21 protein-coding genes are annotated in these 25228 nt (G+C 48.0%); 16 read left to right on the plus strand and 5 right to left on the minus strand.

Annotation, left to right across the window (positions count from 1 at the left end; all coding sequences use genetic code 11):
• Positions 1-55 precede the first annotated feature (55 nt).
• The 6 genes from GK108_RS18500 (at position 56) to GK108_RS18525 (ending at position 5175) form a co-directional block, all read left to right on the plus strand.
• Complete coding sequence (locus GK108_RS18500; protein WP_163951884.1) at positions 56-1189, plus strand: Gfo/Idh/MocA family protein; 1134 nt, start codon at positions 56-58, stop codon at positions 1187-1189.
• 84 nt (positions 1190-1273) lie between these two features.
• Positions 1274-2419 carry a Gfo/Idh/MocA family protein gene (locus GK108_RS18505; RefSeq protein WP_163951791.1) on the plus strand — a complete coding sequence of 382 codons (1146 nt, stop codon included), beginning with the start codon at positions 1274-1276 and terminating at the stop codon, positions 2417-2419.
• Positions 2420-2451: 32 nt separating this feature from the next.
• The gene (locus GK108_RS18510) at positions 2452-2826 is read left to right on the plus strand and encodes a four helix bundle protein (protein WP_163951793.1); all 375 of its coding nucleotides are present in this window, start codon (positions 2452-2454) and stop codon (positions 2824-2826) included.
• A gap of 91 nt (positions 2827-2917) precedes the next feature.
• The gene (locus GK108_RS18515; protein ID WP_163951795.1) at positions 2918-3970 is read left to right on the plus strand and encodes a sugar phosphate isomerase/epimerase family protein; all 1053 of its coding nucleotides are present in this window, start codon (positions 2918-2920) and stop codon (positions 3968-3970) included.
• Positions 3971-4031: 61 nt separating this feature from the next.
• Positions 4032-4949: a restriction endonuclease gene (locus GK108_RS18520; RefSeq protein ID WP_163951797.1), complete on the plus strand. Its 918-nt coding sequence runs from the start codon at positions 4032-4034 to the stop codon at positions 4947-4949.
• Between the two features lie 22 nt (positions 4950-4971).
• Positions 4972-5175 carry a hypothetical protein gene (locus GK108_RS18525; protein ID WP_163951800.1) on the plus strand — a complete coding sequence of 68 codons (204 nt, stop codon included), beginning with the start codon at positions 4972-4974 and terminating at the stop codon, positions 5173-5175.
• Between the two features lie 7 nt (positions 5176-5182).
• Here GK108_RS18525 and GK108_RS18530 read toward each other — a convergent pair whose 3' ends face one another.
• Both GK108_RS18530 and GK108_RS18535 read right to left on the minus strand, forming a co-directional pair.
• Complete coding sequence (locus tag GK108_RS18530; RefSeq protein ID WP_317166546.1) at positions 5183-5818, minus strand: Uma2 family endonuclease; 636 nt, start codon at positions 5816-5818, stop codon at positions 5183-5185.
• 79 nt (positions 5819-5897) lie between these two features.
• Positions 5898-8324, minus strand: coding sequence for an endonuclease MutS2 (locus GK108_RS18535; RefSeq protein ID WP_163951802.1), 2427 nt, complete (start codon positions 8322-8324; stop codon positions 5898-5900).
• 237 nt (positions 8325-8561) lie between these two features.
• On the opposite strand from GK108_RS18535, the gene GK108_RS18540 reads away from it, so the two are divergent.
• From GK108_RS18540 to GK108_RS18550, 3 genes are all read left to right on the plus strand, one after another.
• The gene (locus tag GK108_RS18540) at positions 8562-8864 is read left to right on the plus strand and encodes a hypothetical protein (RefSeq protein ID WP_163951804.1); all 303 of its coding nucleotides are present in this window, start codon (positions 8562-8564) and stop codon (positions 8862-8864) included.
• A 153-nt stretch (positions 8865-9017) separates the two neighbouring features.
• Complete coding sequence (locus tag GK108_RS18545; protein WP_163951806.1) at positions 9018-9956, plus strand: polysaccharide deacetylase family protein; 939 nt, start codon at positions 9018-9020, stop codon at positions 9954-9956.
• Between the two features lie 87 nt (positions 9957-10043).
• Entirely contained in the window at positions 10044-10901 is an 858-nt protein-coding gene (locus GK108_RS18550) for a polysaccharide deacetylase family protein (RefSeq protein WP_163951809.1), read from the plus strand.
• A gap of 126 nt (positions 10902-11027) precedes the next feature.
• Here GK108_RS18550 and GK108_RS18555 read toward each other — a convergent pair whose 3' ends face one another.
• On the minus strand, positions 11028-12053 hold the full coding sequence (locus tag GK108_RS18555) for a sugar phosphate isomerase/epimerase family protein (protein WP_163951811.1): 1026 nt from the start codon (positions 12051-12053) through the stop codon (positions 11028-11030).
• A gap of 48 nt (positions 12054-12101) precedes the next feature.
• A complete protein-coding gene (locus GK108_RS18560) occupies positions 12102-14873 on the minus strand; it encodes a PQQ-dependent sugar dehydrogenase (RefSeq protein ID WP_163951813.1) in 2772 nt (923 codons plus the stop codon).
• Positions 14874-14957: 84 nt separating this feature from the next.
• Between GK108_RS18560 and GK108_RS18565 the strand changes: the two genes are divergently transcribed.
• Together GK108_RS18565 and GK108_RS18570 are read left to right on the plus strand one after the other, a co-directional pair.
• Positions 14958-15731, plus strand: a complete 774-nt coding sequence (locus tag GK108_RS18565; protein ID WP_163951888.1) for an NUDIX hydrolase — start codon at positions 14958-14960, stop codon at positions 15729-15731.
• A gap of 157 nt (positions 15732-15888) precedes the next feature.
• A complete protein-coding gene (locus tag GK108_RS18570) occupies positions 15889-16848 on the plus strand; it encodes an ABC transporter substrate-binding protein (RefSeq protein WP_163951815.1) in 960 nt (319 codons plus the stop codon).
• Positions 16849-16855: 7 nt separating this feature from the next.
• Here GK108_RS18570 and moaA read toward each other — a convergent pair whose 3' ends face one another.
• A complete protein-coding gene (gene moaA, locus GK108_RS18575) occupies positions 16856-17836 on the minus strand; it encodes a GTP 3',8-cyclase MoaA (RefSeq protein ID WP_163951817.1) in 981 nt (326 codons plus the stop codon).
• A 481-nt stretch (positions 17837-18317) separates the two neighbouring features.
• Between moaA and GK108_RS18580 the strand changes: the two genes are divergently transcribed.
• The 5 genes from GK108_RS18580 to GK108_RS18600 all read left to right on the plus strand — a co-directional run bounded on the left by GK108_RS18580 (position 18318) and on the right by GK108_RS18600 (position 25214).
• A complete protein-coding gene (locus tag GK108_RS18580) occupies positions 18318-18860 on the plus strand; it encodes a hypothetical protein (RefSeq protein WP_163951819.1) in 543 nt (180 codons plus the stop codon).
• A gap of 260 nt (positions 18861-19120) precedes the next feature.
• The gene (locus GK108_RS18585; RefSeq protein WP_163951821.1) at positions 19121-20233 is read left to right on the plus strand and encodes a hypothetical protein; all 1113 of its coding nucleotides are present in this window, start codon (positions 19121-19123) and stop codon (positions 20231-20233) included.
• 218 nt (positions 20234-20451) lie between these two features.
• Positions 20452-22662, plus strand: coding sequence for a TonB-dependent receptor family protein (locus GK108_RS18590; RefSeq protein ID WP_163951823.1), 2211 nt, complete (start codon positions 20452-20454; stop codon positions 22660-22662).
• A 94-nt stretch (positions 22663-22756) separates the two neighbouring features.
• Complete coding sequence (locus GK108_RS18595; RefSeq protein WP_163951825.1) at positions 22757-23653, plus strand: hypothetical protein; 897 nt, start codon at positions 22757-22759, stop codon at positions 23651-23653.
• 13 nt (positions 23654-23666) lie between these two features.
• The gene (locus GK108_RS18600) at positions 23667-25214 is read left to right on the plus strand and encodes a phosphatase PAP2 family protein (RefSeq protein ID WP_163951827.1); all 1548 of its coding nucleotides are present in this window, start codon (positions 23667-23669) and stop codon (positions 25212-25214) included.
• The last annotated feature ends 14 nt before the right edge of the window (positions 25215-25228 follow it).

Below are 25228 nucleotides of genomic sequence, written 5' to 3' on the forward strand. Positions count from 1 at the left end.
TCTTATAATTATCTTTTTACACTCAACTCAAACTCCGATGCACAGAAAATTGCGAATGGGTATGGTTGGCGGAGGGCTTGACGCCTTCATTGGTGCCGTTCACCGCCGGGCGGCTGGTTTTGATAATGAAATCGAACTGGTGTGTGGCGTTTTCAGCTCCTCGCCCGATAAATCGAAAGCTACCGGCCATGCTCTTTACTTACCCGAAAACCGCGTCTATTCATCGTTTGAAGAGATGATTGAACGGGAAAAAGCACTGCCAGAAGGTGAACGGATGGATTTTGTATCCATTGTTACGCCCAATCACATGCACTTCCCGCCCGCTAAAATGGCGCTTGAAAATGGATTTCACGTTATGTGCGACAAGCCGATGACGCTGAATCTGGAAGAAGCTAAAGAACTAGCGCAAATCGTTGAAAAGTCGGGTTTGGTGTTTGGGCTGACCCACAACTATACCGGTTATCCAATGGTGAAAGAGGCCCGCGACATGGTACGTAACGGTAAACTCGGCAAAATCCGGAAAGTAGTTGTTGAATATCCGCAGGGTTGGTTATCGAAGAAAGAAGAAGATACGGATTATAAACAGGCTAAATGGCGGACAGATCCGGCTAAGTCGGGAGCCGCAGGCTGTATGGGCGATATTGGAACTCATGCCGAAAACCTGGCTGAATACGTAACGGGCCTGAAAATTGCCGAGCTATGCGCCGATCTTACTGCTTTTGTGCCGGGTCGTCAGCTCGACGACGATGGGAACGTATTGCTACGTTTCGACGGTGGTGCGAAAGGAGTTCTGCACGCCAGTCAGATTGCCAACGGCGAAGAAAACTCGCTGAAAATATACGTTTACGGCGAACTGGGAGGCCTGGAATGGCACCAAATGGAGCCCAATACGTTGAAATACAAAACCCAGGAAGGCCAACGTATTATTCGGCCTAACGTGGGCGATCTGTCGGCATCGGCCAAAGCTCACTGGCGGTTGCCTGCTGGTCACCCAGAAGGGTTTTTCGAAGCCTTTGCCAATGTGTACCGGAATTTTGCTTATGCAGTGAAAGCCCATATGGAAGGCAAACCTGCCGACCCAATTTATGATTTCCCGAGCGTAGCAGATGGCGTTCGCGGCCTAGCCTTCATCGACACGGTCATTGCTTCGTCGAAATCCGACGAGAAATGGACGAAGTTTGTTCAGTAATGTAGCCAGGACGGCCACGTCCGGGCATAATTATCTTTAGCGATCTCGCCCGGACGTGGCCGTCCTGGCTACAAAACCCTAATCATGCAAAAAATCAATGTTGGTGTCGTTGGCACTGGATTTATTGGTCCTGCACACATCGAAGCTCTCCGTCGCCTGCCGAATACCAATGTGTTGGCACTCTGCGAAGTAACGCCTGAACTGGCCCGTCAGAAAGCTGATCAGTTGGGTATTGAGCGGTCTTGTACGTTCGAAGAATTGCTCAAGATGGAAGACATTCAGGTTGTGCATATCTGTACGCCTAACTTCCTGCATTATTCGCAGTCGAAAGCAGCATTGGAGGCTGGCAAACACGTAGTGTGCGAAAAACCATTGGCTAAAGATTTGCACGAAGCCGAAGAATTGGTTGAACTGGCCAAGAAAACGGGCCTGGTCAACGCCGTGCATTTTAACCTGCGTTACTATCCACTGGTTCGTCAGATGAAGGTGATGCGGGAGCAAAACGACCTGGGTGACGTTTATTCCGTGATCGGATCGTATTTGCAGGATTGGCTTTTCTACGATACAGATTATAACTGGCGTCTGGAACCCGATAAGTCGGGTGATTCACGCGCTATTGCCGATATTGGTTCACACCTGATGGACAGTCTGGAATACATTACCGGACTGAAAACGGTAGCGGTTATGGCTGATTTCAATACGGTTCACAAACTGCGTAAGAAGCCTCTGAAGCCTGTTGAAACCTATTCGGGTAAGATGCTTCAGCCGGAAGATTATGCCGATGTGCCTATCAACACCGAAGATCACGCGAACGTACTGCTACGTTTCGACAATGGTAATCGTGGGGTCATTACGGTTTCGCAGGTATCGGCTGGCCGTAAAAATCAGATGAAACTGGAGATTGCCGGATCGAAAAAAACCTACGCCTGGAATTCTGAAGCGCCAAACGAAATGTGGATCGGAAATCGGGATGGTGCTAATGAATCGTTCATGCGCGATCCATCACTGGCGCATCCAGAAGCCCGTTCGGTTATTTCGTTCCCAGGTGGGCATAACGAAGGGTTTCCTGATACGTCGAAGCAACTCTTTAAAGAGGTCTATGATGCGATTGCAGCCGGTAAGCAACCCGAAAAACCTACGTACCCAACCTTTGCGGATGGATACCGTGAGCTACTGATCTGCGAAAAGATTCTGGAAAGTAACCGGAAGCAGGCGTGGGTGGAAATTTAATAGTCAATGCTGAATGAGAGAATGATAGAATAATGGATGTGAGGCCAGATCTGCCAGAAAAGCAGGAATTTATTGAAGATTTCAAAAAAAGGACTAAAGATTTTGTCCTCCGAAGTATTCGTGTATTTCAGGCTCTCCCTCAAACTGATGAAGCTCGGATTATTGGCAGGCAGTTCTTACGATCGGCATCTTCGACCGGAGCCAACTATCGGGCAGTTTGTCGTGCGAGGAGTAAGGCAGAGTTTTATGCAAAATTAAGCGTTACTGTTGAAGAAGCAGACGAATCGCTTTTTTGGATGGAAATAATGGCAGAGGCAAAAATTATTCCTACCAATCGACTTGAGAGTTTGATGCAGGAGGCTACTGAAATTATCAAGGTGCTTTCGAAAGCGCGCAAAAATACGTGAGAATTATTTCTGAATGAGTGAATGATAGAATAAGTGATTTGCATAACCTATTCTATCATTCACTCATTCACTCATTCAAAATTAACCATCCATGAAAACAATGAAAGGCCCGGGCATTTTTCTTGCCCAATTTTTAGGTGATACCGAGCCCTTTAACTCGCTGGAGTCCATTGCCAAATACATGGCTGATCTGGGCTATAAAGGAATACAAATTCCGACCTGGGACCCGCGCATGATCGACCTGAAGCAGGCTGCTGAAAGTCAGACGTATTGCGATGAATATAAAGGAAAACTGAAAGATATTGGTGTTGAGGTTACCGAACTGTCGACCCACCTTCAGGGACAACTGGTAGCAGTTCATCCGGCTTATGGCCCTATGTTCGACGGTTTTGGCCCCGCTGAGCTGGCAGGCAAGCCCGCTGAACAGCAGGCGTGGGCTGTCGACCAGTTGAAGCTGGCGGCTAAAGCATCGAAAAATTTAGGATTAACCGGACACGTTACGTTCTCGGGGGCACTGCTGTGGCCATTCGTTTATCCGTGGCCACAACGTCCGGCTGGTTTAGTTGAAACCGGATTTACCGAACTGGCGAACCGCTGGAAACCTATCCTCGATGCTTTCGATGAAGCGGGTGTAAACGTAGGCTACGAACTGCACCCTGGCGAAGACCTGCACGATGGCATTACGTTCGAGATGTTCCTCGAAAAAGTGGGCAACCACCCACGGGCAGGTATCAACTACGACCCAAGCCACTTCGTGCTGCAACAACTGGATTATCTGCAGTTTATCGACTTCTACCACGAGCGTATTTATGCGTACCACGTAAAAGATGCCGAATTCAATCCGACTGGCAAGCAGGGGGTTTATGGCGGCTTCCAGGGATGGGTTGAGCGTGCAGGACGTTTCCGCTCTCTAGGTGATGGTCAAGTAGATTTCAGCGGTATTTTCAGCAAGTTGGCACAGTATGACTATGATAGCTGGGCCGTTCTGGAATGGGAATGTGCGCTGAAGCATCCTGAGCAGGGTGCGGCTGAAGGAGCTCCATTCATTGAAAGCCACATCATCCGCGTAACAGAACGCGCTTTCGATGATTTCGCCGGAACCGGTGCCGACGAAGCCTTTAACAAGAAAGTGCTGGGATTGTAATTCATATTGCCAAATTCATGGGTGCCATTGTATGAAATGGCACCCATATTTTATTCATACCATGCCTATTCCTGACTACCAGACTATTATGTTGCCACTGTTAAAGCTTCTTGAAGATGGTGGTGAATATAAGCTAACGGCCCTTGTTGATATGTTAGGAAATCAATTTGGGTTGACTGATGACGAGCGCGCAGAGTTGTTGCCGAGTGGACAAACATTTCTTTTTAGTAATCGTGTAGGCTGGGCACGAACTTATCTGAAAAAAGCGGGTATCATAGATTCACCAAGGCGAGGGATAACTATAATCACTGCTCGTGGTAAAAATGTGTTACGTCAAAAGCCTAAGCAGCTTAATGTTAGTTTTCTGAGGCAGTATCCAGAGTTTCTGGAGTTTCATAATACCAAAAAGCCAGACACTGGAGAGTTGGTTATAGACACTCTTGGCATTACCTCGCAAACGCCCGAGGAGTCTTTAGAGGCATCTTACTTAAGTATCAGAAAAGCACTTGCGCAGGATTTACTTGACAAAGTAGTTAGCCTCTCACCTGCATTCTTTGAGAAGTTGGTCGTGGAGTTGCTTGTTCGGATGGGATACGGAGGCTCTATAAAAGACGCAGGTAAAGCAGTAGGTAAAAGTGGTGACGAGGGAATCGATGGGACAATAAAAGAAGATAAGCTTGGGCTAGATATTATCTATATTCAAGCAAAGCGCTGGAAGCCTGGGAATGTAGTGGGACGTCCTGAGATACATAAATTTATTGGGGCTTTAGCAGGACAAGGAGCAAAAAAGGGAGTTTTTATTACTACCTCATCTTTTACTCGGGAAGCACTTGAGTATATTCCCCGGAATGAAACAAAAATTGTTTTAATTGATGGAGAACAATTAGCACAATTAATGATTGATTATAATCTCGGAGTTGCCTTACAACAAACGTTTGAGGTAAAGCGGATTGACAATGATTACTTTAGTAGCGAATAGAAGAAAATAAAACAGCACCATTATGGCAGGGCAAGGTTCAGGAGGTAACGTATTGGCTGCACTGTGCAGCTTTTTCATTCCCGGTTTAGGTCAGTTGTTGCAGGGCCGTTTGCTGATCGCCATTGTGCAGTTTGTGATGGCGGCCGTATTGTGGTTTTTCCTGCTGGGCTGGGCAATTCACCTGTGGTCAATCATTGATGCGGCCCGCTATAAGCCTTCTAATTGAGCCGCTCTTAAAATTCAATGCCTTCTTCGGCTAACAGAGCGGCCAGATTCAGGATAACCTCATCCAGAACTGGTACGTTGGCATCCCAATTTTGGGTGAGCCAGGGCTGTTGCTGGGTAGCAACGAAAATTTTCCGGGGTTGGGTTGTAATCCAGATTACTGTTTCTACGCCAAACGATAGAAGCCGCTCCGTTTTTTCGTGGACATAGCCTGACTCTTTTCCCTCAAATTCTTCCGGTTCAATACGTACATCGACTTCAATCGCAATTTTAGGCGCGGTGTCGAAATATTTGTTCGTTAACGTCAGATTGTCGGCTTTATCAAAGATAGCAATGTCGTTCGATAGGTTGGTGTTTTTGTCAATGTGGATACCTGATTCGTTGGTGACAAGCAAATAGCGCTTTCGGTTGATATGCATAAATAGAAAGCCATGTATAAGCGATACAAGCATGGCCTGTAAAGAACTACTTCCCATAATTTCGGCGGGTTTTTTCTGGCCGTCCAGAACGGCCTTATAGTTACGGTAGTACAAAGGACGCCCATTCAGTGTCTCGTAAATTAAATACGAGGGCACTCCCGCTTTTTTGCGCTTTCTGTGCGCTGTTGCTACAGCTACTGGCATGGCTTTGTCGATTGAATTCATTCTACAGCAATACTACATATTTTACCCGACGAATTAGACTATAGGACCGGAGCAGGCTTTCGCTTGCCCCGGCCTTTACTTATTTCATTTTCACTATCGTTACGCCGGAACCACCACGGTCGGCATGCTCATCGTCCATCCGTGCTACCTGCTTGTAGCCACGCAAATGATTACGTATCAATGTACGCAGAATGCCGTCTCCTTTACCGTGAACGATACGTAGTTCAGGGTAGCCGAGCATGAGCGCATCATCAACAAAACGGTCGACTTCTCCAAGTGCTTCTTCGCCCCGCTTGCCCCGAATGTCGAGGTTGAAGCTGAAATTCTGCATCTTCTCGTTCATGTCGAGCCCCTGGCTACGTGGTCGCTCTTCTTTGCTTTCAGTAGCGTCCTTGAAGACCTTACGACTCACTTTTTCGAGTCGGTTCAGTTTTACGGTCGATTTGAGATCGCCAATCCGAATTTCTGCGTCTTTACCTCGTAACGAAATAACCTGACCAATCGCATTCTGTCCGGAAATCCGTACGTAGCTACCCACTGAAATGGCACCGCCATCCGCTTCGAATTCTTCTTCCGGTTGCTTCGGTTTTTCAACAACCAGAACCTCCGGTGTTAATTCTTTTTCGTCGAATCGTTCCAGCTCCTGCCGTACCTGTCTGGTTGCTTCGCGGTCGGCTTTAGACTCCTTAATTTCGCGGATGGTATTCTCAATACGTTGATTGGCTTCCTGAACCAACGTTTTCGCTTTTTGCTTGGCGTTGTTGATCAGTTGTTTCTGCTCGTTATCCAGACGGGTTTTGAGCGCCGTATACTCGGCAAGCTGTTGAGCTAGTTTGCGTTGATTGATGCTGATTTCCAGATTCTTCTCCGAGAAGACTCGTTTCTCAATATCCAGCTCTTTCAGCAATTTCTCGAAATTGACCTGCTGGCTTCCCAGCTTTTCTTTGGCCCGGTCAATCACGCCTTTGGGTAAACCAATCTTTTGCGCAATTTCGAAGGCAAACGAGCTGCCTGGCCGGCCAATTTCCAGCTGATAGAGCGGTTCAAGATGTTCGCCGTCGAATCGCATGGCACCGTTGATAAGACCAGCTGTTTTATCGGCAAATACTTTCAGGTTGGTGTAGTGGGTGTTGATAACACCATAAGCCCCCGATTTATTCAGCTCTTCCAGAATGGATTCCGCAATCGCACCGCCCAGACCAGGTTCGGTACCCGTACCAAATTCGTCGATCAGGAAAAGAGTGCGCTTGTTTGAGCCAACCAGAAACTTTTTCATAGCCGTCAGGTGCGACGAATACGTACTAAGGTCATTCTCCAGCGACTGTTCATCGCCAATGTCAATGAACAGATTCTGGAAAACGCCCATTTCGGCGTAATCGGCCATAGGAACCAGCAAGCCACATTGCAGCATATACTGAATCAGACCAATGGTTTTCAGAGCGACGGATTTACCGCCCGCGTTGGGCCCTGAAATAATCAGGATACGTGTTTTTTCGTCCAGACGAACGCTAAGCGGGACCACCGATTTGCCTTGCTTCTGGAACGACAAATGAAGAAGCGGGTGCCGGGCGTTAATCCAGTTTACCAGTGGGCGTTCGTGGAGTTTAGGCATGATGGCGTCCAGCTGTACAGCGAGTTTTGCCTTCGCCCGGATGAAGTCGATCTGAGCCAGAAAATTGACCGCTTTCTTTAGTTCATCCAGATGAGGACGTATCTGATCAGTCAACGCCAGCAGAATCCGATAAATCTCGCGCCGTTCTTCGTATTCCAGTTCCCGAATCTCGTTGTTGGCATCAAACACTTCGGCGGGTTCGAGAAAAACCGTTTGCCCCGTTTGTGATTCGTCATGAACGAATCCTTTGATCTTACGTTTGTGTTCGGCCGCAATTGGAATAACCAGACGTCCCCCACGTATCGTCAGACTCAGATCATCCGGTATCCAGCCATTCTGACGGGCCTGCCGGAGAATACTATCGAGTCGTTTACGCAGATTGGCCTGCTCGCTGATGATACGTCGGCGAATACTGGCCAGCTCGGGCGATGCCGAGTCGCGAACCAGTCCTCGATCGTCGATAACGCGTTCGAGGGCAGCCGACAACTGTTTGTCAACGCCTATCGGGCCCGCCAGTTCACGTAAAAAAGGAAACGTATTGCCATTTTTAGCTTCTTCCTGACGGGCTAAAAATTTAAGACACTCCTGAATGGTACGTAGCGCCAGTTTCAGATCAAAAAATTCAGCTTCGGTCAGAGCCAGGCCCTCAACGCGGGCGCGGGTCAGTTGGGGCCGAACATCAATGTAGTTGCTGCTTGGAAAGGAGGGTTCATACTGAACGATTTGCTTAAACTCGTCGGTCTGACGTAGCAGTTTATCAATCAACTGAGCATTATCCGTAAAGCGGATTTTTTCGACATAATCCTGCCCAAGTGTGCTGATACAGGCGTCTTTTAACCGTTCACGGATGGTATCAAAACCTAGTTTTTGTTCTAATGTGTTTGGGTAAAGCATTTAGTAAGAGAAGGCTTTGTCAATAGCCTTATACATAACGTTTTAACGAATGATGAGGTTCGTTGTAAAAATAATCTTGTTGCAGAGTGACGTCAGCTATAAATGACCCGTCACAAGGTAGATTTTTTGTTCTTGAATCGATTATTGTTTGTACTTAGTTTTAAATGAAATGTACTAAGTGTGAATGATAAGGCTAGTTGCCGTAAAAAACTATTCACCTACACTTGTATATCACTAATGCAAAATTACTTAATTGCTTACTACTCGGGTAACGAACCCACCTTCAAATACACAGAAAGCGTTGAATCTGCCCGTGTCTATGCCCTGGCGATGGCAACAGTACGTCCTAATACAGCCACAGACGTTATGTCTATTATAGAAATTGCTACCGACCGGGTCGTATTCTACGGAAAAGGACAGAATCTGGTAGCTAAACTAAACGCACAACCAAAGAAAGATTCAGGTACGGGCTTTTCGTTTTTCCCCCTGTTTCGGCCTATATTGACTTGGATGGGCTTAACAGTGAGTGAGCAAATCTAGTTAGTTGAATGGACAGGAATGAGATTGTAGTCATGATAGTAAGAACAGCTACAATCTCATAGTAAGTCCATTCCATTAATTTTTGTGCTCCAGCGTAAAAAGTCTGATAATGGCCAAACTCTTTTGTGTATGTTTGGGGCATACTAGATTACTATGCGTACCCAGAAATTTATTCCCTTCGTTGCCGCCGTTTGTTTGTCTGTCCTGATTAGTAGTGGTTTGGTCGGTTGCCAGTCGAAAGGTTCAGATACGTCAGAAACAACAGATTCGACAACTACCGCCGACGCATCGAGAACGGCGGAAACCGCCGACTCCACCACCGAAGCTGCCGCTACTGTGGTCGATCCTGCCAAAATTCCCGCCAGTAAGATAGCCGATGCGGCTACGATTCTGGCTCGCCCGCAGGTGCCCATTTTGTGTTATCACCAGATTCGGGATTGGCGTCCGAGCGATTCTAAAACGGCAAAAGATTACATTATTCCGGTTGCCGCCTTCAAGGAGCAAATGCAGATGCTGGCCGATAGTGGTTATCATACCATTTCTCCCGATCAGCTTTATGCGTATCTGACTACGGGTGCTACGTTACCTGCCAAGCCCATCATGCTGACGTTCGATGATGGTGATCTGGACCAGTACGAAGTAGCCGCTCCTGAACTGGAGAAACATGGTTTTAAAGGGTCATTCTTCATTATGACCGTAGCCATTGGCCGGCGGGGTAAACAGCCGTATATGGATAAAGCCCAGATTAAAGATCTGTCGGATCGGGGACATACCATTGGAGCACATACCTGGGACCACCATAACGTAAAAAAATATCAGGGTGACGACTGGAAAACGCAGATCGAAGAACCCAACGCCAAGCTGGAGAGCATTACGGGCAAACCCGTGAAATATTTTGCCTATCCGTTCGGGCTTTGGAACAAACAGGCGCTTCCTGAACTACAGAAGCGGGGCTATCTGCTCGCATTCAGTCTGGCTGACAAACGCGATGATCAGATGCCGCTCTATACCGTTCGACGTATCATTGCGGGGGGGCAGTGGAAAGCCAAAACCATGTACCGGAATATGATTGGCAGTTTTGATAATAAATAGATTGACTGTCTACAGGAAAAAAGCGGCTTCGGTCGCTTTTTTCATTTTCGGGGCCATTGATAACTGAAATAGACCTGTAACTATACAATGAAGCACAAACTATTACTGATTTGTACGTTGCTTGTTGGAGCCTGGCAATCTGCGCTGGCTCAGGCCAACCCACCACGTTTGATTGTTCGTGGCGATGATATGGGCTATTCACATGCGGGTAATGAAGCCATTCTGAAATGCTACAAAGAAGGCATCGAAAAATCAATTGAAGTACTGGCGCCGTCGCCCTGGTTTCCGGAAGCGGTTGAGCTATTGAAACAAATACCCGATGCAGACATTGGCATCCATTTAACGCTGACCAGTGAGTGGGACAACATCAAATGGCGTCCTGTATCGTATTGCCCGAGCTTGTGCGATGCTGATGGCTACTTTTATCCGATGGTAAGGCCTAACAAGAACTATCCGAAACGGTCAGTCGTGGAAAACAACTGGAATCTGGCCGACGTAGAGAAAGAGTTTCGCGCTCAGATTGAGCTGGCGATGAAGAAAATACCTCGTATAAGCCATTTTTCTGGCCATATGGGTTGTACAAGCCTGACCGACGACGTAAAAGAACTAGTTAAAAAGCTGGCTCGGGAGTACCGTATCAAGCATCATGATATGAGCCTATCGGAGTCGGGTGTTACGTATGTAGGCTACCTGGGGCCGCACAAAACGTCTGAAGAGAAGTTGCAAAGCTTCCTGAAAATGCTGGAAAGCCTGGACGCCGGAAGAACCTATCTCTTTGTGGATCATCCTGGTCTGGACACACCAGAAGTGCGCGCCATTCATCATATTGGCTATGAGAATGTGGCTGAAGATCGGCAGGGCGTAACAGACGTATGGACACATCCGCGTGTGAAGCAGCTTATTAAAGATAAAGGCATTCAATTGATCGGGTACAATCAATTGTAAGCGTGACAACAACACCTCTATCTTTTAACCCTGAGAAGAGCTATATATAGTATGCCATTTACTTTTAGCGTATTGTTTTGTCCTCCTGACGTAGCCAAGAGGACAAAACTTTAAATATCAGCTAGATTAGGCCAGTTCGGTACGTACGCGCTCCAGCAATTTCTTGGTTGCTCTAACGCCATCGTCGCTGGATAGGTAGCCGCCGGTTGGGTTATACATATTCATGAGCCCGCCTTCGTATTCAATACCTACGTACCCACTAAAGCCGGCATCCTTGATAATCCTGAATAGCTTACGGAAGTCGCTTTCCGTTTCGTTGCCCTGCGCATCGAACTTATGCGTTTTAGCACTAATCCCTTTGGCGTAGGGCATCATTTTCTTAACCCCTTCGTATCGGTCATATTCCTGCAGGCATTTTGTGGCCATAATGCCTTTAATGTCGTTCGTTTCGGGTTTACTACGTTGGCGACAGAAGTTACCGAAATCGGGCAACAAACCGGCGTTTGGCATATTTACCTGTTTCAATACGCCAACTAACCAATCAATGTTAGTTGAGTTACCGAAGTGATTTTCGACAATTACGTTCATCTTCTGCCTGGCGGCATATTCCAGCAGTTTGTGATAGCCGTCGGCCGCTGCTTTGGCTGCTTCTTCGGCCGGATCGTCGGGTACGCCCGTAAGTGCCTTTGATGTGTCGCCCAGATTAACCCGGATGGAGCTACAGCCGAGAAATTTGGCAGCATCGACCCAGGGGAAATGGGCTTCGACTGCCTGTTGACGTTTAGCGGCATCCAGATCAGCGATGTTGGCGCCATCGACCATGATCAGGTTGTTTTTCATACCCAGATCGTCGCAGCGTTGTTTTAGCTCTTTCAGATACGCCTGATCGGTATGCTTGTTATTGAAAAACATGGATACGTATTCCAGTACGTTAATACCAAAATCGTTTTTGGCTTTGGCCGGGAAATCCATGTTGGTCATTTTTCCCGAGAACAGTTCACCGGCAAATGAGAACTCGGCCAGCGAAATATTGAAATTGAATTTTTTAGCGCTCATAGCAGCAAACGTATCGGCTGGTAACATCGATGAAAGGCTCAGACCCGCAGTAGTCAGGCCAAGTTGATGCAGAAAATCACGACGAGATTGGTTCATGGCATATGGTAGAAAAGCCGCGTATGATTACACCCGCAGCAGGTTAGATTAGTTAAATAATTGTGCGGTAACGGGTACGAAGAGGGGGGCTTTCCCCGCTTTTTCATTCTTGAAAACGAAGTACAGATCGTGCATTCCCGTAGTGGGCGTAATCGGTGCTTTGGCCATGGTTGGTTTAAACATGGCCGCCGGATCTTTACTGTCTACGGGAGCCATTTCTTCGGTTTGACCAAGAAGCTGGCCCGTTGGCGAATCGATACGTATTTCGATACGTCCACCGGCGGCATTAAGTTGGTTTTTAGGAATCGATACGGCGAATTCAGCCATCCGAATACCCGAAAGATCGACTTTATTGAACAGTACGTAGGTTTCTGGAGCCATCACAATGGGCAATGGAAACGGTTGACCAGCCATTTTATACAGCATAATCCCCTTCGATTGGCTATCGCTATTACCCAGAACCAGTAAAGAAGGACGTAGCGTCAGGACGCTCTCAGAGACTTGGGCCGGAAGTCCGTTTGCGCCCCGGTCTTTATACGATGCCAGCAAAACCAGATTTCCTTTTTCGCTTTTGCCCGGTGTGAATGCTCCTTTAGTTGGTAAAGAAGGAGCGGGTGTTTTCTGGTCGGATAAGGTAAGGATGTATTTCACCATTTCACTGGCGTCGGCTGTACTGACCTGCGGATGGGCCGTCATCATGGCATCGCCCCATACACCGCCACCGCCTTTAATGATCTTGTTCGACAAGCTGGCTACGGCGTTGGCGTCACCTTTATATCGTTTTGCTACGTCAATAAAAGCGGGCCCTACCGATTTTTTATCTGTGAAATGACAGGCTTTACAATCGCTCTTGTCCATTAGTGTTTTGCCGGTACCTAAATAAGCCGCTTCCGTAAATTTATGCCCTGCACCGCTTTCATTTTTGGGGCTGCTTTCATCCTGATAGCTGGCACGTACCAGGACTGATTTCGCCGGTATACGTCCGCTTGCCAGACTGCCATCCTCTTTATCTGCTACATTTACCTGATACGTAATCGGTTGTTCCGGGAAGTAAAAACTCTTGTTTCCTTTTGTTACGGCCAGCTCAACTTTGGGAGGCTCGTTACCCGCTGTTATGTCGATCTCGCGCGAATCGTTCGCGCCTTTAGCGTCCGTCACGGTCAGGATGGCTTTGTATTGGCCGGGCTTCTGAAAGGTATAGCTTGGATTGGGATCGTTTAAAACGATTGGTTTGCCACCCGATTTACTAACTATTTTCCACTGATACGTCATCGCATCGCCGTCGAAATCTGTCGTTCCCTCCGATGACAGGTTGACTTTGAAGGGAATCGCACCTGCTTTCTGACTGGCCGCGAGTTTGATGTTTGGCTTGCGATTGCCCCCGTTGAATTCGATACGTACCAGCCGCGAATCGTCATTTTGCAGGAACCAGCCCGTTCCATATTCCAGTACGTATAGATCGCCGTTTGGTCCGAACGCCATATCGATAGGGTGACTGAACGCCATATTCGGCAGAAAGCGTTCTATGTTTGTCATGTCGCCTTTCTCATTGAAACTGACCGACAAAATCATGTCGCGCATCCATTCGAATAGGAATACTTTGCCATTATAATAATCGGGGAAAGCGCGTTTAGCGCTAGCAAAATCGGCTTTGTAGTAGGCAGGACCAGCCATTGCGCTACGTCCACCTGTTCCCATAATAGGGAACTTCTTGCTTTCGGAGGCCGGATACGAAATCAGAGCCGGATTGGCAGGGGGGAGGTCACGCAAACCCGTGTTATTGGGCGAATCGTTAATGGGGTGGGCCGGATCGAATTTCTCACCCGTTTTATTCGTCGCAAAATTTACGTCGTTATACGCTTTATTGTCACCTACGAAATAGGGCCAGCCAAAATTGCCGGGCTTACGAGCCTGATTATATTCGTCTTCAGCCATAGGGCCCACGCCCACGGAATCGGTTCCGGCATCGGGCCCTACGTCGCCCCAGTAGACGTAGCCAGTATGTTTGTCAACCGAAATGCGGTAAGGATTCCGGTGCCCCATCGTATAAATTTCTGGTCTTGCCATAGAGGTTCCTTTGGGAAACAGGTTGCCTTCCGGTATGGTATACGTACCGTCGGGTTCTGGATGAATTCGCAGGATTTTACCGCGCAAATCGTTGGTGTTGGCCGACGATTTTTGCGCATCCCAGGGGCCACGTTCGGGTCGTTCGTCGATTGGAGCGTACAACGTAGCGCGTGGACTGGTATTATCGCCGGTCGAGAGATAGAGATTGCCGTCTCTATCCCAATCAATGGAACCACCGGTGTGGCAACACTGCTCCCGTTGAACCGGGACTTCCAGCAACACTTTTTTGGAAGAGATTACCAACTCATCGCCTTTTAGGTCGTAGCGGGTCAGAATGTTTTTGGGATCGTTGCCAGCGGGCGAATAGTAGAGGTAAATCCAATGATTTTTCTCAAAATCAGGATCAATGTTGATACCCAGCAACCCATCCTCTGCTTCGGTTTCGTGTCCTTCTTTATCCTTATATTTAGTGCTAACCGGAATGGTGGCGATGGTTTTTACCTGTTTTGTTATGGGCGAGTATAACTGCACCTGCCCATGTCGTTCAATAAAAAGAACTCGCTCGTCGGGTAATATCGCCATTTCGAGCGGCTCATTGAGCTTTTCTGCCAATACTACTTTTGTAAATCGGTTCTCGTCGGGCTTGTCTCCTATATCTACAAACGATCGGGTAGAATAAGCCCAAAGGCCAATAGTGCTCCCAATGAGCATCAATATTGGGTAGGGTTTTAGCGAAAATGGAATACGTTTCATTATAATGCGTATTTTCAACACAATAATACTAAATTGTGTCAATGTGTAACGCGTACACAATGTTTATTTTTTTAGTTTTTCATGATAGAATACAAAAAAGAGCTTCAGCGGCTGATTGAGGATTTTAAAACGAATTATCTGCCATCCGTATCTGTCGATCTGGTTATTTTTGGTTTCCATGATGGGCAATTGAAGGTGCTGTTGCTACGTTGGAAAGGGACCGAAGAATGGTGCCTGCCTGGTGGGCGAATTCGTAACGACGAGAATCTGGACGATTCGGCCTACCGCAGTTTACGCGAGCGGACGGGACTTCGTGAGATTTTCTTACAGCAGTTCTACACCTTTGGTGATGTTTTGCGCTATAAACACATTGATCAGCATGAAACGCTCAGGAAGCTGGGATTACCGGAAGAAGCTGTGCATGAATTCGCTAATCGAGATGTTTCGGTAGGTTATTACGCACTGGTGGAGTTTGAGAACGTAGTGCCCACGCCCGATTTTTTTACGGATGAGTGCCGATGGTGGGATATTAACCAGGTGCCTACGCTCTTGTTCGATCATAACGATATGATCTCATTGGCGTTAAAAACGCTACGTCGGCAGTTAAGCTATCAGCCGATAGGCTACAGCCTGCTGCCCGACAAGTTTACCATGCCTGATCTGCAACAACTGTACGAAACTATACTGGGACAATCGCTCGACCGGCGGAATTTTCAGAAGCGGATGCTTGGTTATGGTATTTTAGAACGGCTGGAAGAGCGTAAATTTGGTGGTGCTCACAAAGCGCCCTATTTGTACCGATTCGATAAAGAGAAATATGAAAAAGTGTTGGCTGAGGAAAGTTTATTTGTTGGTTAACAGATAAATAAACCTACATGATTGATCTGGGAGCTAAATTTGCTGGCTAAAACCCTGAAAAAAGATTAGGACCAATACTAGATAACGAAATCAATACGTTTGCAAAAAACCTTCCTTGTTTTAGGAAGTTAAACAAGCCGTAACAGTACGAAATAGTATGAATACCCAAATACGTGTGGCGCTTGACCGGACGCCTAACACAAACCATACAGGATTTTACGTCGCTCTGGCGAATGGCGCTTATCAAAAAGCGGGTCTTGATGTCGAATTTATATCCCCCGATCAGGATAATTATCAGCTCATGCCTGCCCGGCGCGTAGCACAGGGTGCCTGCGAATTGGCTATTACACCCTCTGAGAGTGTGATTAGTTACCGGACTAACGGAAGACCCCTAGTAGCCGTAGCCACCGTTCTGGCGCGCGATATAAGTGCTATTATGACCTTAAAGGACAGCGGCATTGAGCGGCCTAAACAATTGGACGGCAAAGTATATGCAGCCTACGGCGCGCGGTATGAGGACGATATTATCCGGCAATTGATTCAGAACGATAATGGTCGGGGGCAGTTTGTGGCCCATAAAACCGGCTGGTCGGGAATCTGGAAAGCGCTGTTGACTCGTGAAGTGGATGCCGCCTGGTTCTGGCTGACCTGGGAGGGTGTAAAAGCCTATATTGATGGAGTCGACGTAAACCAGTTCTTATTCGATGACTACGAAATTCCGTATGGTTATAACCCGGTTCTTACAGCTCACCAAAGCTGGGTCGAGCAGAATGGCGATGCGTTACGTCGGTTTCTGGAAGCAACCTCAGCAGGATTTCAATTTGCGGTCAAAAAGCCTGATGAAGCCGCTCGTATTCTGGGCAAGACAGCAAAACACCCAACCTTGAATGACCGTAATTTTGTTGAGCAAAGCCAGCAAATGGTATCGTGTTACTACTTGGATGGCGAAGGCCGGTGGGGCTATATGCACAAGGGCGTCTGGACGTCGTTTACCAACTGGATGCTTCGGAACCAGATACTGACCAACCGGGATGGCGAAGTGATTCAGCAACTGGATGTCGACAAATTATTCACCAACGAATTTCTGGAAAACGAAACAATAACCGTTCGGCTGTGACAAATGGCTAACCACCAATAGTAGACATCGATTCAGTAACAACGTCGCGTTTTTGTTCGGCCTCGAAGCCATTGGCAGGACGTAGTGAAAACGCTTTCAGGAAGGCTGCTGTCAGCTCATCATCCGAAGCCCCTGATCGGATCAATGCCCGTATATCCAGAACGCCATTATCATACAGGCAGGTTTTAAGCGTTCCCTGTGCGGTCAGCCGAATGCGGTTGCAGGTACCGCAGAACGTACGACTAAAGGCAGCAATGACTCCAATTGTGCCCTGATGGCCGGGTATCTGGTACGTATTGGACGTAGAGAAGGGCGGATCAGGTAACTTAGTCAGATCGGGGTAGGTCGCTCTGATTTCGTCAATGATTCGTCGGTGCGTCCAGTGTAAAACCGGATAATGGCTCCCTTCTCCGTTGAAAGGCATCTCTTCAATAAACCGAACATCAACCGGAAGGTCGCGCGTTAGCTCTGAGAGTGGAATCAGATCCTGTATATTCTGGCCATCCATGACAACCGCATTTATTTTCGTTTGCACGCCCGCATTAAGCAGAGCGTCCAGCGTTTTCAGAACTGCAGGTAGTTCATCGCGTCGGGTTATCTGATAAAATCGCTCCCGATCCAATGTATCGAGGCTCAGATTGACGGAGCGAACCCCTAACTTAACCAGATCGGCTACGTGTGGAGCGGTCAGAACACCGTTAGTGGTTAAGGTCAGTTCATTGATGCCCTCAATGTCGGCCAGTCGATGCAGAAAATCCATTAAGCCCGCCCGAACGAAGGGTTCTCCGCCCGTAATACGTACTTTATGCACGCCTAGTTTTGCTAGCACTGCTACGATTCGTTCCATCTCCTCGTAGGTAAGCAATTGATGTTTCGGCAGATATTTAATTCCCTCTTCGGGCATGCAATAAAAGCACCGCAGATTGCAGCGGTCCGTTACGGCAAGCCGGAGGTACGAAATAGGGCGATTGTGGTTGTCGTAGATCATACAGCTATCGATCCAACATAAAAATAAAGATTTTGATTGCAACTATACTCAGAATATCGATCGACAGCGTCAAGTAGGCTCCATTAATTCTCTATAAACTGCACTAGCAACTGGCACAATAGTTGATCTGGATAGAGGGTAAGCACCCGTTATTTTCATCCTGTTTTCTAGACTAATTGCGGAGTCGTCTTGATTTGAAAGGCCATTTTCTGAGTATGAATGATATGAACTGGTTGTTGCCAATCCGTTTTTTCGTTTGTTTGAATAGCTCCCGGAATAAGCCAGTTCGGTCAAAAAATACCTGGCTAACTATCTCAAGCTGTGCTGGTATACAGGTAATTTGGACTACTAAATTTGATGCCTACGATATATATGCCTACTAGTATTCGGCTTAAAATGTCAGTAAAAATACCCAGTAATTAACATGAATAGATTTTGTTTCAAATTTTAGTATTATTTTTGGGATAAATTTACTTTCAGAATGCTAAAGAAAGTCGTTTCAATTGGTCTCTCAGCGCTGCTGCTCTACCACACACTGGCCCATGTGCTTGTGTGCGTTGGCGCATGGTGGCAGGCTGAACATGATCTTTCTGAGCGACTGCTGGTTTACCGGTCTGTTGATAGTATCGTTGAGTTTCAAATTCCCCTCAAAGACAAACCCGACGCCACTGCTATTACCAATACAACTACGGAAGGCTTTACGTACAAAGGCCGTTACTATGACGTAGTGAGTCTGGAAATAGTGGGCGATATACTTCACATTTCTGGTCTGGAAACCAGTAAGCGCTCGTTCTGGCAAAGTGATTTACTCTCGTTTTTAAACGATCATATTACTGGTACTACTGATACCAATCAGAAAGCTAACCAGTTTCTGAAGTTTCTGCTGAAAGAATATTCGATCAATCCTCGAATCATTTTTAGCTTTTTATCGTCCAATTGGCGCGAGGCTGTTCGCATCCCTGAAGCCGTATTCGTGTTTGCAGCCCGCTCGCTGCCTGTTCATTCTCCCCCGCCTGAGATCTGAGTTCTCCTGTATTACTGTCATTCTCCCCAGATGTATGTTCTGATTGGGAAGCTGTATGCTACGTCCTGAAGCGGGAACAAGTCTGCTTATCCCGTGCCTCATTACGTAGTGAGCAACTCCTGAGCCATACCGGGGGTTTTGACGATCTTTTTGCCCAAATCAGAATGCCATAAGGTGCTGTTAACCTGAGCCATAGATTCAGGTAATAGGCATTGGCCGATGTATTAGGCAATTCGTAATCAAACTCAGATCTATTTATTATGAAAACGATTTCTACTATCGTTCTGGCGGTAGCTTGTATACTAGTTTCTTCCTCATTAACGCTGGCTCAAGGGTGTGTTGCTGTTCGCCATATGAGCAGTACGGCCCCCAATTCAGCCGACTTTTTTAAACAACGGAACGGGCATTGGCAGGTATCGGCCGGATACCGTTTCTTTCGCTCCTACAAACACTTCGTTGGTGATGAGGAGCAGAAACAGCGCGTTGAGCAGGGAACCCAGGTTGTCAATATTTCACATGCGCTTGATTTAGGACTGACCTATCTGGTCAATCACCGGTTGTCGTTCTCAGTCAATCTGCCGATCCAGTACAACGATCGTTCGTCGCTGTACGAGCATTACGGAAATGCGGTTGCCCAGAACCCCGAGCAAAAGCGTTTCCATACGGGATCGCAGGGCGTTGGTGATTTACGGATTTCTGGTAGCTACTGGGTAATTAACCCCGCTACGTTGCCAAAGGCTAATCTGGCCGTCGGATTGGGCGTCAAACTGCCAACTGGTAACTATCAGGCAACCGATACGTTCCATAAACTCGATAAAGAAGGTAAAGACTATACTATTGTTAAACCTGTTGATCAATCCATTCAACTGGGCGATGGCGGGGTGGGAGCCAGCATTGAATTGCAGGGGTATGCGCAGCTAACCAAAACGCTGACGGCCTATGCCAATGGCTATTACCTGTTTAATCCACGCGAAACAAACGGCGTTGTTCGCAGTCCGGAAGCCACCACTATCGATCTGGTAACGGGTACCTTTTCGGTGGCCGACCAGTTTGCTGCGCGGGTGGGTTTGAGCCAGTCACTAGGCTTTATGCCCGGCCTGTCTGTTATGCTGGGCGGACGTGTGGAAGGCGTTCCCGCAATCGACGCCTTTGGTGGTAGCTCTGGATTTCGTCGTCCGGGCTATATCGTTTCTGTAGAGCCTGGCTTAGCCTATATGCGGAACAAGACCTCGGTGGCTGCTACGGCACCTATCGCTTTATACCGCAATCGAATCAAGAGCTATTCTGACCGTCTCGATCCGCTGGGCGTTCGACACGGCGACGCGGCTTTTGCCGACTATCTGATTTCCGTTAACGTTTCGCGCTGGTTCTAACCGATCCGTTGACTGCCTCCGAAGAAGTAGCTATCAGTAATCACGCTGCGGACTGCTGATAGCTATTAAAAGCTACTCATCATATAACATGAACAATTGCCTGTATATGCAACAAGCATAGTGGCATATACTGACAATACGCAACGACAACGTAGTGGAAACCGTGGCTAGCCCCAAAAGTACATGCGTAAGCTCGTCATTAATAGTACAATCTGACCATGAATAAAAAGCAATTTTTACTGTTTCTATATGTATGTCTTATAGTACTTCCTTCCCAATTGTTGGCGCAGGGAGTGGCTAATAAGCAGGAAACAAAACCCGATTCACTTCCCACTCGTACGTTAAATCAGGTAACAGTCAAAGGAGTTAAATCGGCTGTTGTCGAGGCATTACCAGCGGTGTATGGTACGTATCTGATGGGTGGTAAACGTAGCGAAGTCGTTAAACTGTCGGAGGTCGATATCAACGTAGCCGAGAAAACGCCCCGCCAGTTGTTTGCTCGTATTCCGGGCGTGTTTGTGTACGACATGGACGGTACAGGTAACCAGATTAACGTATCGACCCGTGGTCTTGATCCACACCGTTCGTGGGAGAATAACATTCGTCAGAATGGAGTCATTACCAACTCTGATATGTATGGCTATCCAGCCAGCCACTATTCGGCTCCGATGGAAAGTGTAGATCGCATTGAATTTGTGCGGGGAACAGCTTCCCTACAATACGGTGCTCAGTTTGGCGGTATGCTGAACTACGTAACAAAACGCGCTGACAGCACCCGCCAGTTTGGTTTTGAAACAATCAATTCGGTAGGGTCATATGGCTTGCTAAGCACCTACAACGCCATTGGTGGCCGCGTCGGTAAATGGACGTACTATGCTTACTATTATCGTCGCCACTCTGATGGCTATCGGAAAAATAGCGAATCGAATGCCGATGCTCAACTCGCTCGGTTGCTCTATCAGGCGAATCAACGACTGGGCATCACTGCCGAATTTGGACGCTCTGCCTATACGTATCAGATTCCAGGACCATTAACGGATGCCATGTTTGCGCAGGACCCACGCCAGTCGACGCGGAGCCGTAACTATTTCAATCCTGATATTTATGTGCCGTCCATAAAAGTGGATTGGCAACTGTCGGATCGGACTCGTTTGCTGTGGACCACATCGGCTGTGCTTGGCGCCCGAAACAGCGTTCAAGTGGATGCATTCGCTACGGTGAAGGATACGATCAACCCCGCCACGGGACAGTACCGTGCCCGGCAGGTCGATATCGATAATTTCAATAGTTATACCACCGAACTGCGCTTACTGCATAATTATAAGATCGGTAACGTAGCGGCAACTGTTGCGGGGGGAATTCAGCTTATGAGTAACGACCTCCATCGTCGTCAACTCGGCGTAGGAACCACCGCCAGCGACTATGATTTGACTTTGACCAGTCCATTCCGGCGTGATCTGCATTTTCGCACGAAAAATATTGCTGCCTTCGCAGAGAGTCAGTTTCATCTGACCGACCGCCTGACGCTTTCGCCTGGCATTCGTATTGAACACGGGAAGACCGAAATGCGCGGAGAAATTACGTACTACGCTCCCGAGAATCTGCCAACCGACATCACGCATAAATTTGCGTTGCTGGGCGTAAATGCACAATATCAGATTAACGATGTGCTGAAAGTATATGGCGGTTGGGCGCAGTCGTACCGGCCTGTCGTATTTAAGGATATTATTCCAACATCAGTTTACGAACGTATCGACAAGGATTTGAAAGATGCCTACGGCTATAACGCCGAAGTTGGTTTTGAAGGTCGCTGGCAGGGATTACACCTGAACGTAACACTGTTCGATCTACTGTATCGGAATCGGTTGGGTACGTTATTGTTGAGTAATCCTGACGGATCGAATTATATTTTCCGGACCAACATTGGCGATAGCCGCAGCACGGGGGTAGAAGCACTGATTGAAGCTCAGTTAGTACGTACTGAAAAGTTTCTGATCAGCGGCTTTACATCGACGGCTTACAACAATGCACGCTATCTGAATGGTCGGGTGGCGGCTGGTTCTGAAAACCGTACGGTGGCGGGTAACCAGGTAGAGTCGGCTCCTCGCTGGACAACACGGAATGGGATTACTGCTCGCTACGGACTGGCTAGCCTGACACTGCAATACAGCTACGTTAGCGAAACCTTCTCCGACGCGTTAAATACGGCTACGCCATCGGCCAATGGGGCTGTTGGGCCCGTGCCATCTTATGGTTTGCTTGACTTGAACGGTACCTGGCATATTGGTCGTCAACTGACGCTACGTGGCAGCATTAACAATCTATTGAACAAACAATATTTTACGAAACGTCCGACGTTCTATCCTGGCCCTGGCGTGTGGCCGTCTGATGGTCGGAACGCTGTCCTGACCGTAGGTCTCCGCCTGTGATCGGAGCACATACTGGTTATGGCTGCTGGTAGTAGGGCCATAACCAGTATGACAACGACTTACTCCATTGTGAACTTGTTTAGTTAACTTATCAATGAAAACACCTTTAAAAATCCTGACTGGCGGTTTGCTGCTGATGTCTCTATCGGCAAAAGCCCAAATGCCGAACGATGCCATTTACATGGCGAAAGGGTCGGTATGTATTGCTGGCATGTATGGACGTAGCACCTGGAACGAATATTGGGAAGGGCCGCTTAAACGACATAATGAAAATATTGGCACGCTGACTACGCAGAACGTAATGGTGATGCCTGCTATTGGAATTAGTCGGCGGGTGAACCTCTTATTAAGCTTGCCTTACGTATGGACTGAGGCTAGTGCTGGCAACCTGATGGGACAAAAAGGGATTCAGGACTTATCGGCCTGGGTAAAAATTAAAACAGTCCAGGCTGGTGGCTTTTCATTGCATACCATCCTTGGCGGATCGCTACCCGCATCGAACTACGTGCCGGATTTCCTGCCCATGTCAATCGGCTTACGGGCGCGGACAGCTACCGGGCGATTACTGGCGAGCTACAAGCATCCCAAAACGGGAATCTATCTGACAGCCTACGGAACCTATAACTGGCGGAGCACGATCAAGGTTGATCGCGATGCGTATGTGGCGAATAACCGGTTGTATAACACCAATGAAGTGAGTGTGCCTAATACGTACGATGCGAGTGTAAAGCTGGGTATTCTGCGTCGGAAGTGGCAAACTGAAATTTTTGCCGAACGAATGGGTGGTTTAACGGGCGATGATATTCGTCGGAATGATATGCCTTTCCCAACCAATAATATGGAAGCGACGTCGGTAGGTTGGTACGGCAAAGTTCAGCCCCGGCATATTGGGGTGAATGCCCGGATCGGCTACGTTCTCGACGGCCGCAACGTTGGACAAAGCACGAGCTACACTGTTGGATTATTGTATCAGATTGACTTCAAAAAATAGACCGTAACGCGTCATGAAAAAATATAGTAAGATCGTATCTCTTTGCAGCGTAATGGCAGCGGTAGCAGTCGCTACGGTTTCCTGCGATAAAAGTATCACAGAGCCATTACGTGTTGGCTACACGCCAGCGAGCGTAGACGAAAAAGCCGCTAGCTGGAAAACCTACGTACTGACAGCCCCAACCGACGTAACGGTAGCAGCTCCTACGCTGACGACGTCATCGGAGTATCAGGCTGAACTCGCCGATCTGAAATCGCAGTCGTCGAGTTTAACGACTGAACAGCAGCAGGCCGTTGTGTATTGGGGCGCCGGGGCCGTTTATCGTTGGAATGAAATTGCCCGCGAACTGGCTGCTCGTTACAATATACCGCCAGCCTCAAATGCAGAAGGTAAATATCCGGTTCCTGATATGAACAACCCGTTGGCTGACCCCAAATTTCCGTTTGCCAACCCACCCTATACGGCTCGGGCACTGGCTTACCTGAGCGTAGCGCAATATGATGCGTTGGTGGCGGCCTGGAACTATAAATACAAATACAAGCGGGTGGCTCCGGGTAAGGTCGATGCAAGTGTTAAAGTTGCATTGCCTGCCTCAGCCTTGCCGTCGTATCCATCCGAAGATGCGGTAGTTGCTGCCGCTTCATACGTAGTGTTAAAAGCCATGTTTCCGGGAGAGGTGCCGTTTCTGGATGCTAAGCTGGCCGAACATCAGAACAGCCGTCTGTGGGCTGGCATGAACGTAAAAAGCGATCTGGCAGCAGGTGCGGATCTAGGTAATCAGGTGGCCGCTAAAGTAATGGGTCGTGCGAGATCCGACGGTATGGGGATGGCCAACAACCAGGGGGCAACAGCAGCCATGATTGAGTCGGTGAAAAGCCGTGGTTTATCAGATGTATGGTTGAGCCAGGAAAGCCCAAAACGCCCGCCTATGTTACCTACCTACGGCTCGGTGATAACCTGGAATTTTGATGAAGCCACCAAAATCAAGCTTCGTCCTGCAGCCCCACCAGCCCTGAATAGCACAGAATTTACGAAGGATCTGGAGGAGCTTAGAAGCATCCAGAAAGATCAAACCCGCGAACAGGCACGTATTGCGAACTATTGGGCCGATGGTGCTGGCAGTTATACTCCGCCGGGCCATTGGAGCCGGATGGCCGCTAATGCCGCTAACGATGCCAAATACAGCGAAGTACGTATGGCCCGCACACTAGCGCTGGTAAATACAGCATTGATGGATGCCGGTATCTGCTGCTGGGATACGAAATACTATTACTACTATCCACGCCCTCAACAATTTGGTGTTAAAACCTCCGTTGGTTTGCCAAACTTCCCGTCCTATACGTCAGGACACTCTACCTTCTCCGCTGCCGCTGCAACGGTTCTGGGAAGTGTGTTTCCTGAACGTGCCGACGAGTTCTGGGCGCAGGCGCAGGATGCCTCCAATTCCCGGATATATGGACTTATTCACTACCGTTTCGATTGTGTTGTAGGCTTACAATGCGGTAAAAATATTGGGTCTTACGCCGTTGCGCGTGGTAAGGCCGATGGTTCAGGCTTATAGCCGCCATTCCTGTT

The sequence above is a fragment of the Spirosoma terrae genome (assembly GCF_010435915.1).
Classification (GTDB): domain Bacteria; phylum Bacteroidota; class Bacteroidia; order Cytophagales; family Spirosomataceae; genus Spirosoma; species Spirosoma terrae.

Bases quoted from the DNA above. Each gene is read 5' to 3' on its own strand.
- GK108_RS18500 (WP_163951884.1), top strand. From the start codon at position 56: ATGGGTATGGTTGGCGGAGGGCTTGACGCCTTCATTGGTGCCGTTCAC.
- GK108_RS18505 (WP_163951791.1), top strand. From the start codon at position 1,274: ATGCAAAAAATCAATGTTGGTGTCGTTGGCACTGGATTTATTGGTCCT.
- GK108_RS18510 (WP_163951793.1), top strand. From the start codon at position 2,452: ATGGATGTGAGGCCAGATCTGCCAGAAAAGCAGGAATTTATTGAAGAT.
- GK108_RS18515 (WP_163951795.1), top strand. From the start codon at position 2,918: ATGAAAACAATGAAAGGCCCGGGCATTTTTCTTGCCCAATTTTTAGGT.
- GK108_RS18520 (WP_163951797.1), top strand. From the start codon at position 4,032: ATGCCTATTCCTGACTACCAGACTATTATGTTGCCACTGTTAAAGCTT.
- GK108_RS18525 (WP_163951800.1), top strand. From the start codon at position 4,972: ATGGCAGGGCAAGGTTCAGGAGGTAACGTATTGGCTGCACTGTGCAGC.
- GK108_RS18530 (WP_317166546.1), bottom strand. From the start codon at position 5,818: ATGAATTCAATCGACAAAGCCATGCCAGTAGCTGTAGCAACAGCGCAC.
- GK108_RS18535 (WP_163951802.1), bottom strand. From the start codon at position 8,324: ATGCTTTACCCAAACACATTAGAACAAAAACTAGGTTTTGATACCATC.
- GK108_RS18540 (WP_163951804.1), top strand. From the start codon at position 8,562: ATGCAAAATTACTTAATTGCTTACTACTCGGGTAACGAACCCACCTTC.
- GK108_RS18545 (WP_163951806.1), top strand. From the start codon at position 9,018: ATGCGTACCCAGAAATTTATTCCCTTCGTTGCCGCCGTTTGTTTGTCT.
- GK108_RS18550 (WP_163951809.1), top strand. From the start codon at position 10,044: ATGAAGCACAAACTATTACTGATTTGTACGTTGCTTGTTGGAGCCTGG.
- GK108_RS18555 (WP_163951811.1), bottom strand. From the start codon at position 12,053: ATGAACCAATCTCGTCGTGATTTTCTGCATCAACTTGGCCTGACTACT.
- GK108_RS18560 (WP_163951813.1), bottom strand. From the start codon at position 14,873: ATGAAACGTATTCCATTTTCGCTAAAACCCTACCCAATATTGATGCTC.
- GK108_RS18570 (WP_163951815.1), top strand. From the start codon at position 15,889: ATGAATACCCAAATACGTGTGGCGCTTGACCGGACGCCTAACACAAAC.
- moaA (WP_163951817.1), bottom strand. From the start codon at position 17,836: ATGATCTACGACAACCACAATCGCCCTATTTCGTACCTCCGGCTTGCC.
- GK108_RS18580 (WP_163951819.1), top strand. From the start codon at position 18,318: ATGCTAAAGAAAGTCGTTTCAATTGGTCTCTCAGCGCTGCTGCTCTAC.
- GK108_RS18585 (WP_163951821.1), top strand. From the start codon at position 19,121: ATGAAAACGATTTCTACTATCGTTCTGGCGGTAGCTTGTATACTAGTT.
- GK108_RS18590 (WP_163951823.1), top strand. From the start codon at position 20,452: ATGAATAAAAAGCAATTTTTACTGTTTCTATATGTATGTCTTATAGTA.
- GK108_RS18595 (WP_163951825.1), top strand. From the start codon at position 22,757: ATGAAAACACCTTTAAAAATCCTGACTGGCGGTTTGCTGCTGATGTCT.
- GK108_RS18600 (WP_163951827.1), top strand. From the start codon at position 23,667: ATGAAAAAATATAGTAAGATCGTATCTCTTTGCAGCGTAATGGCAGCG.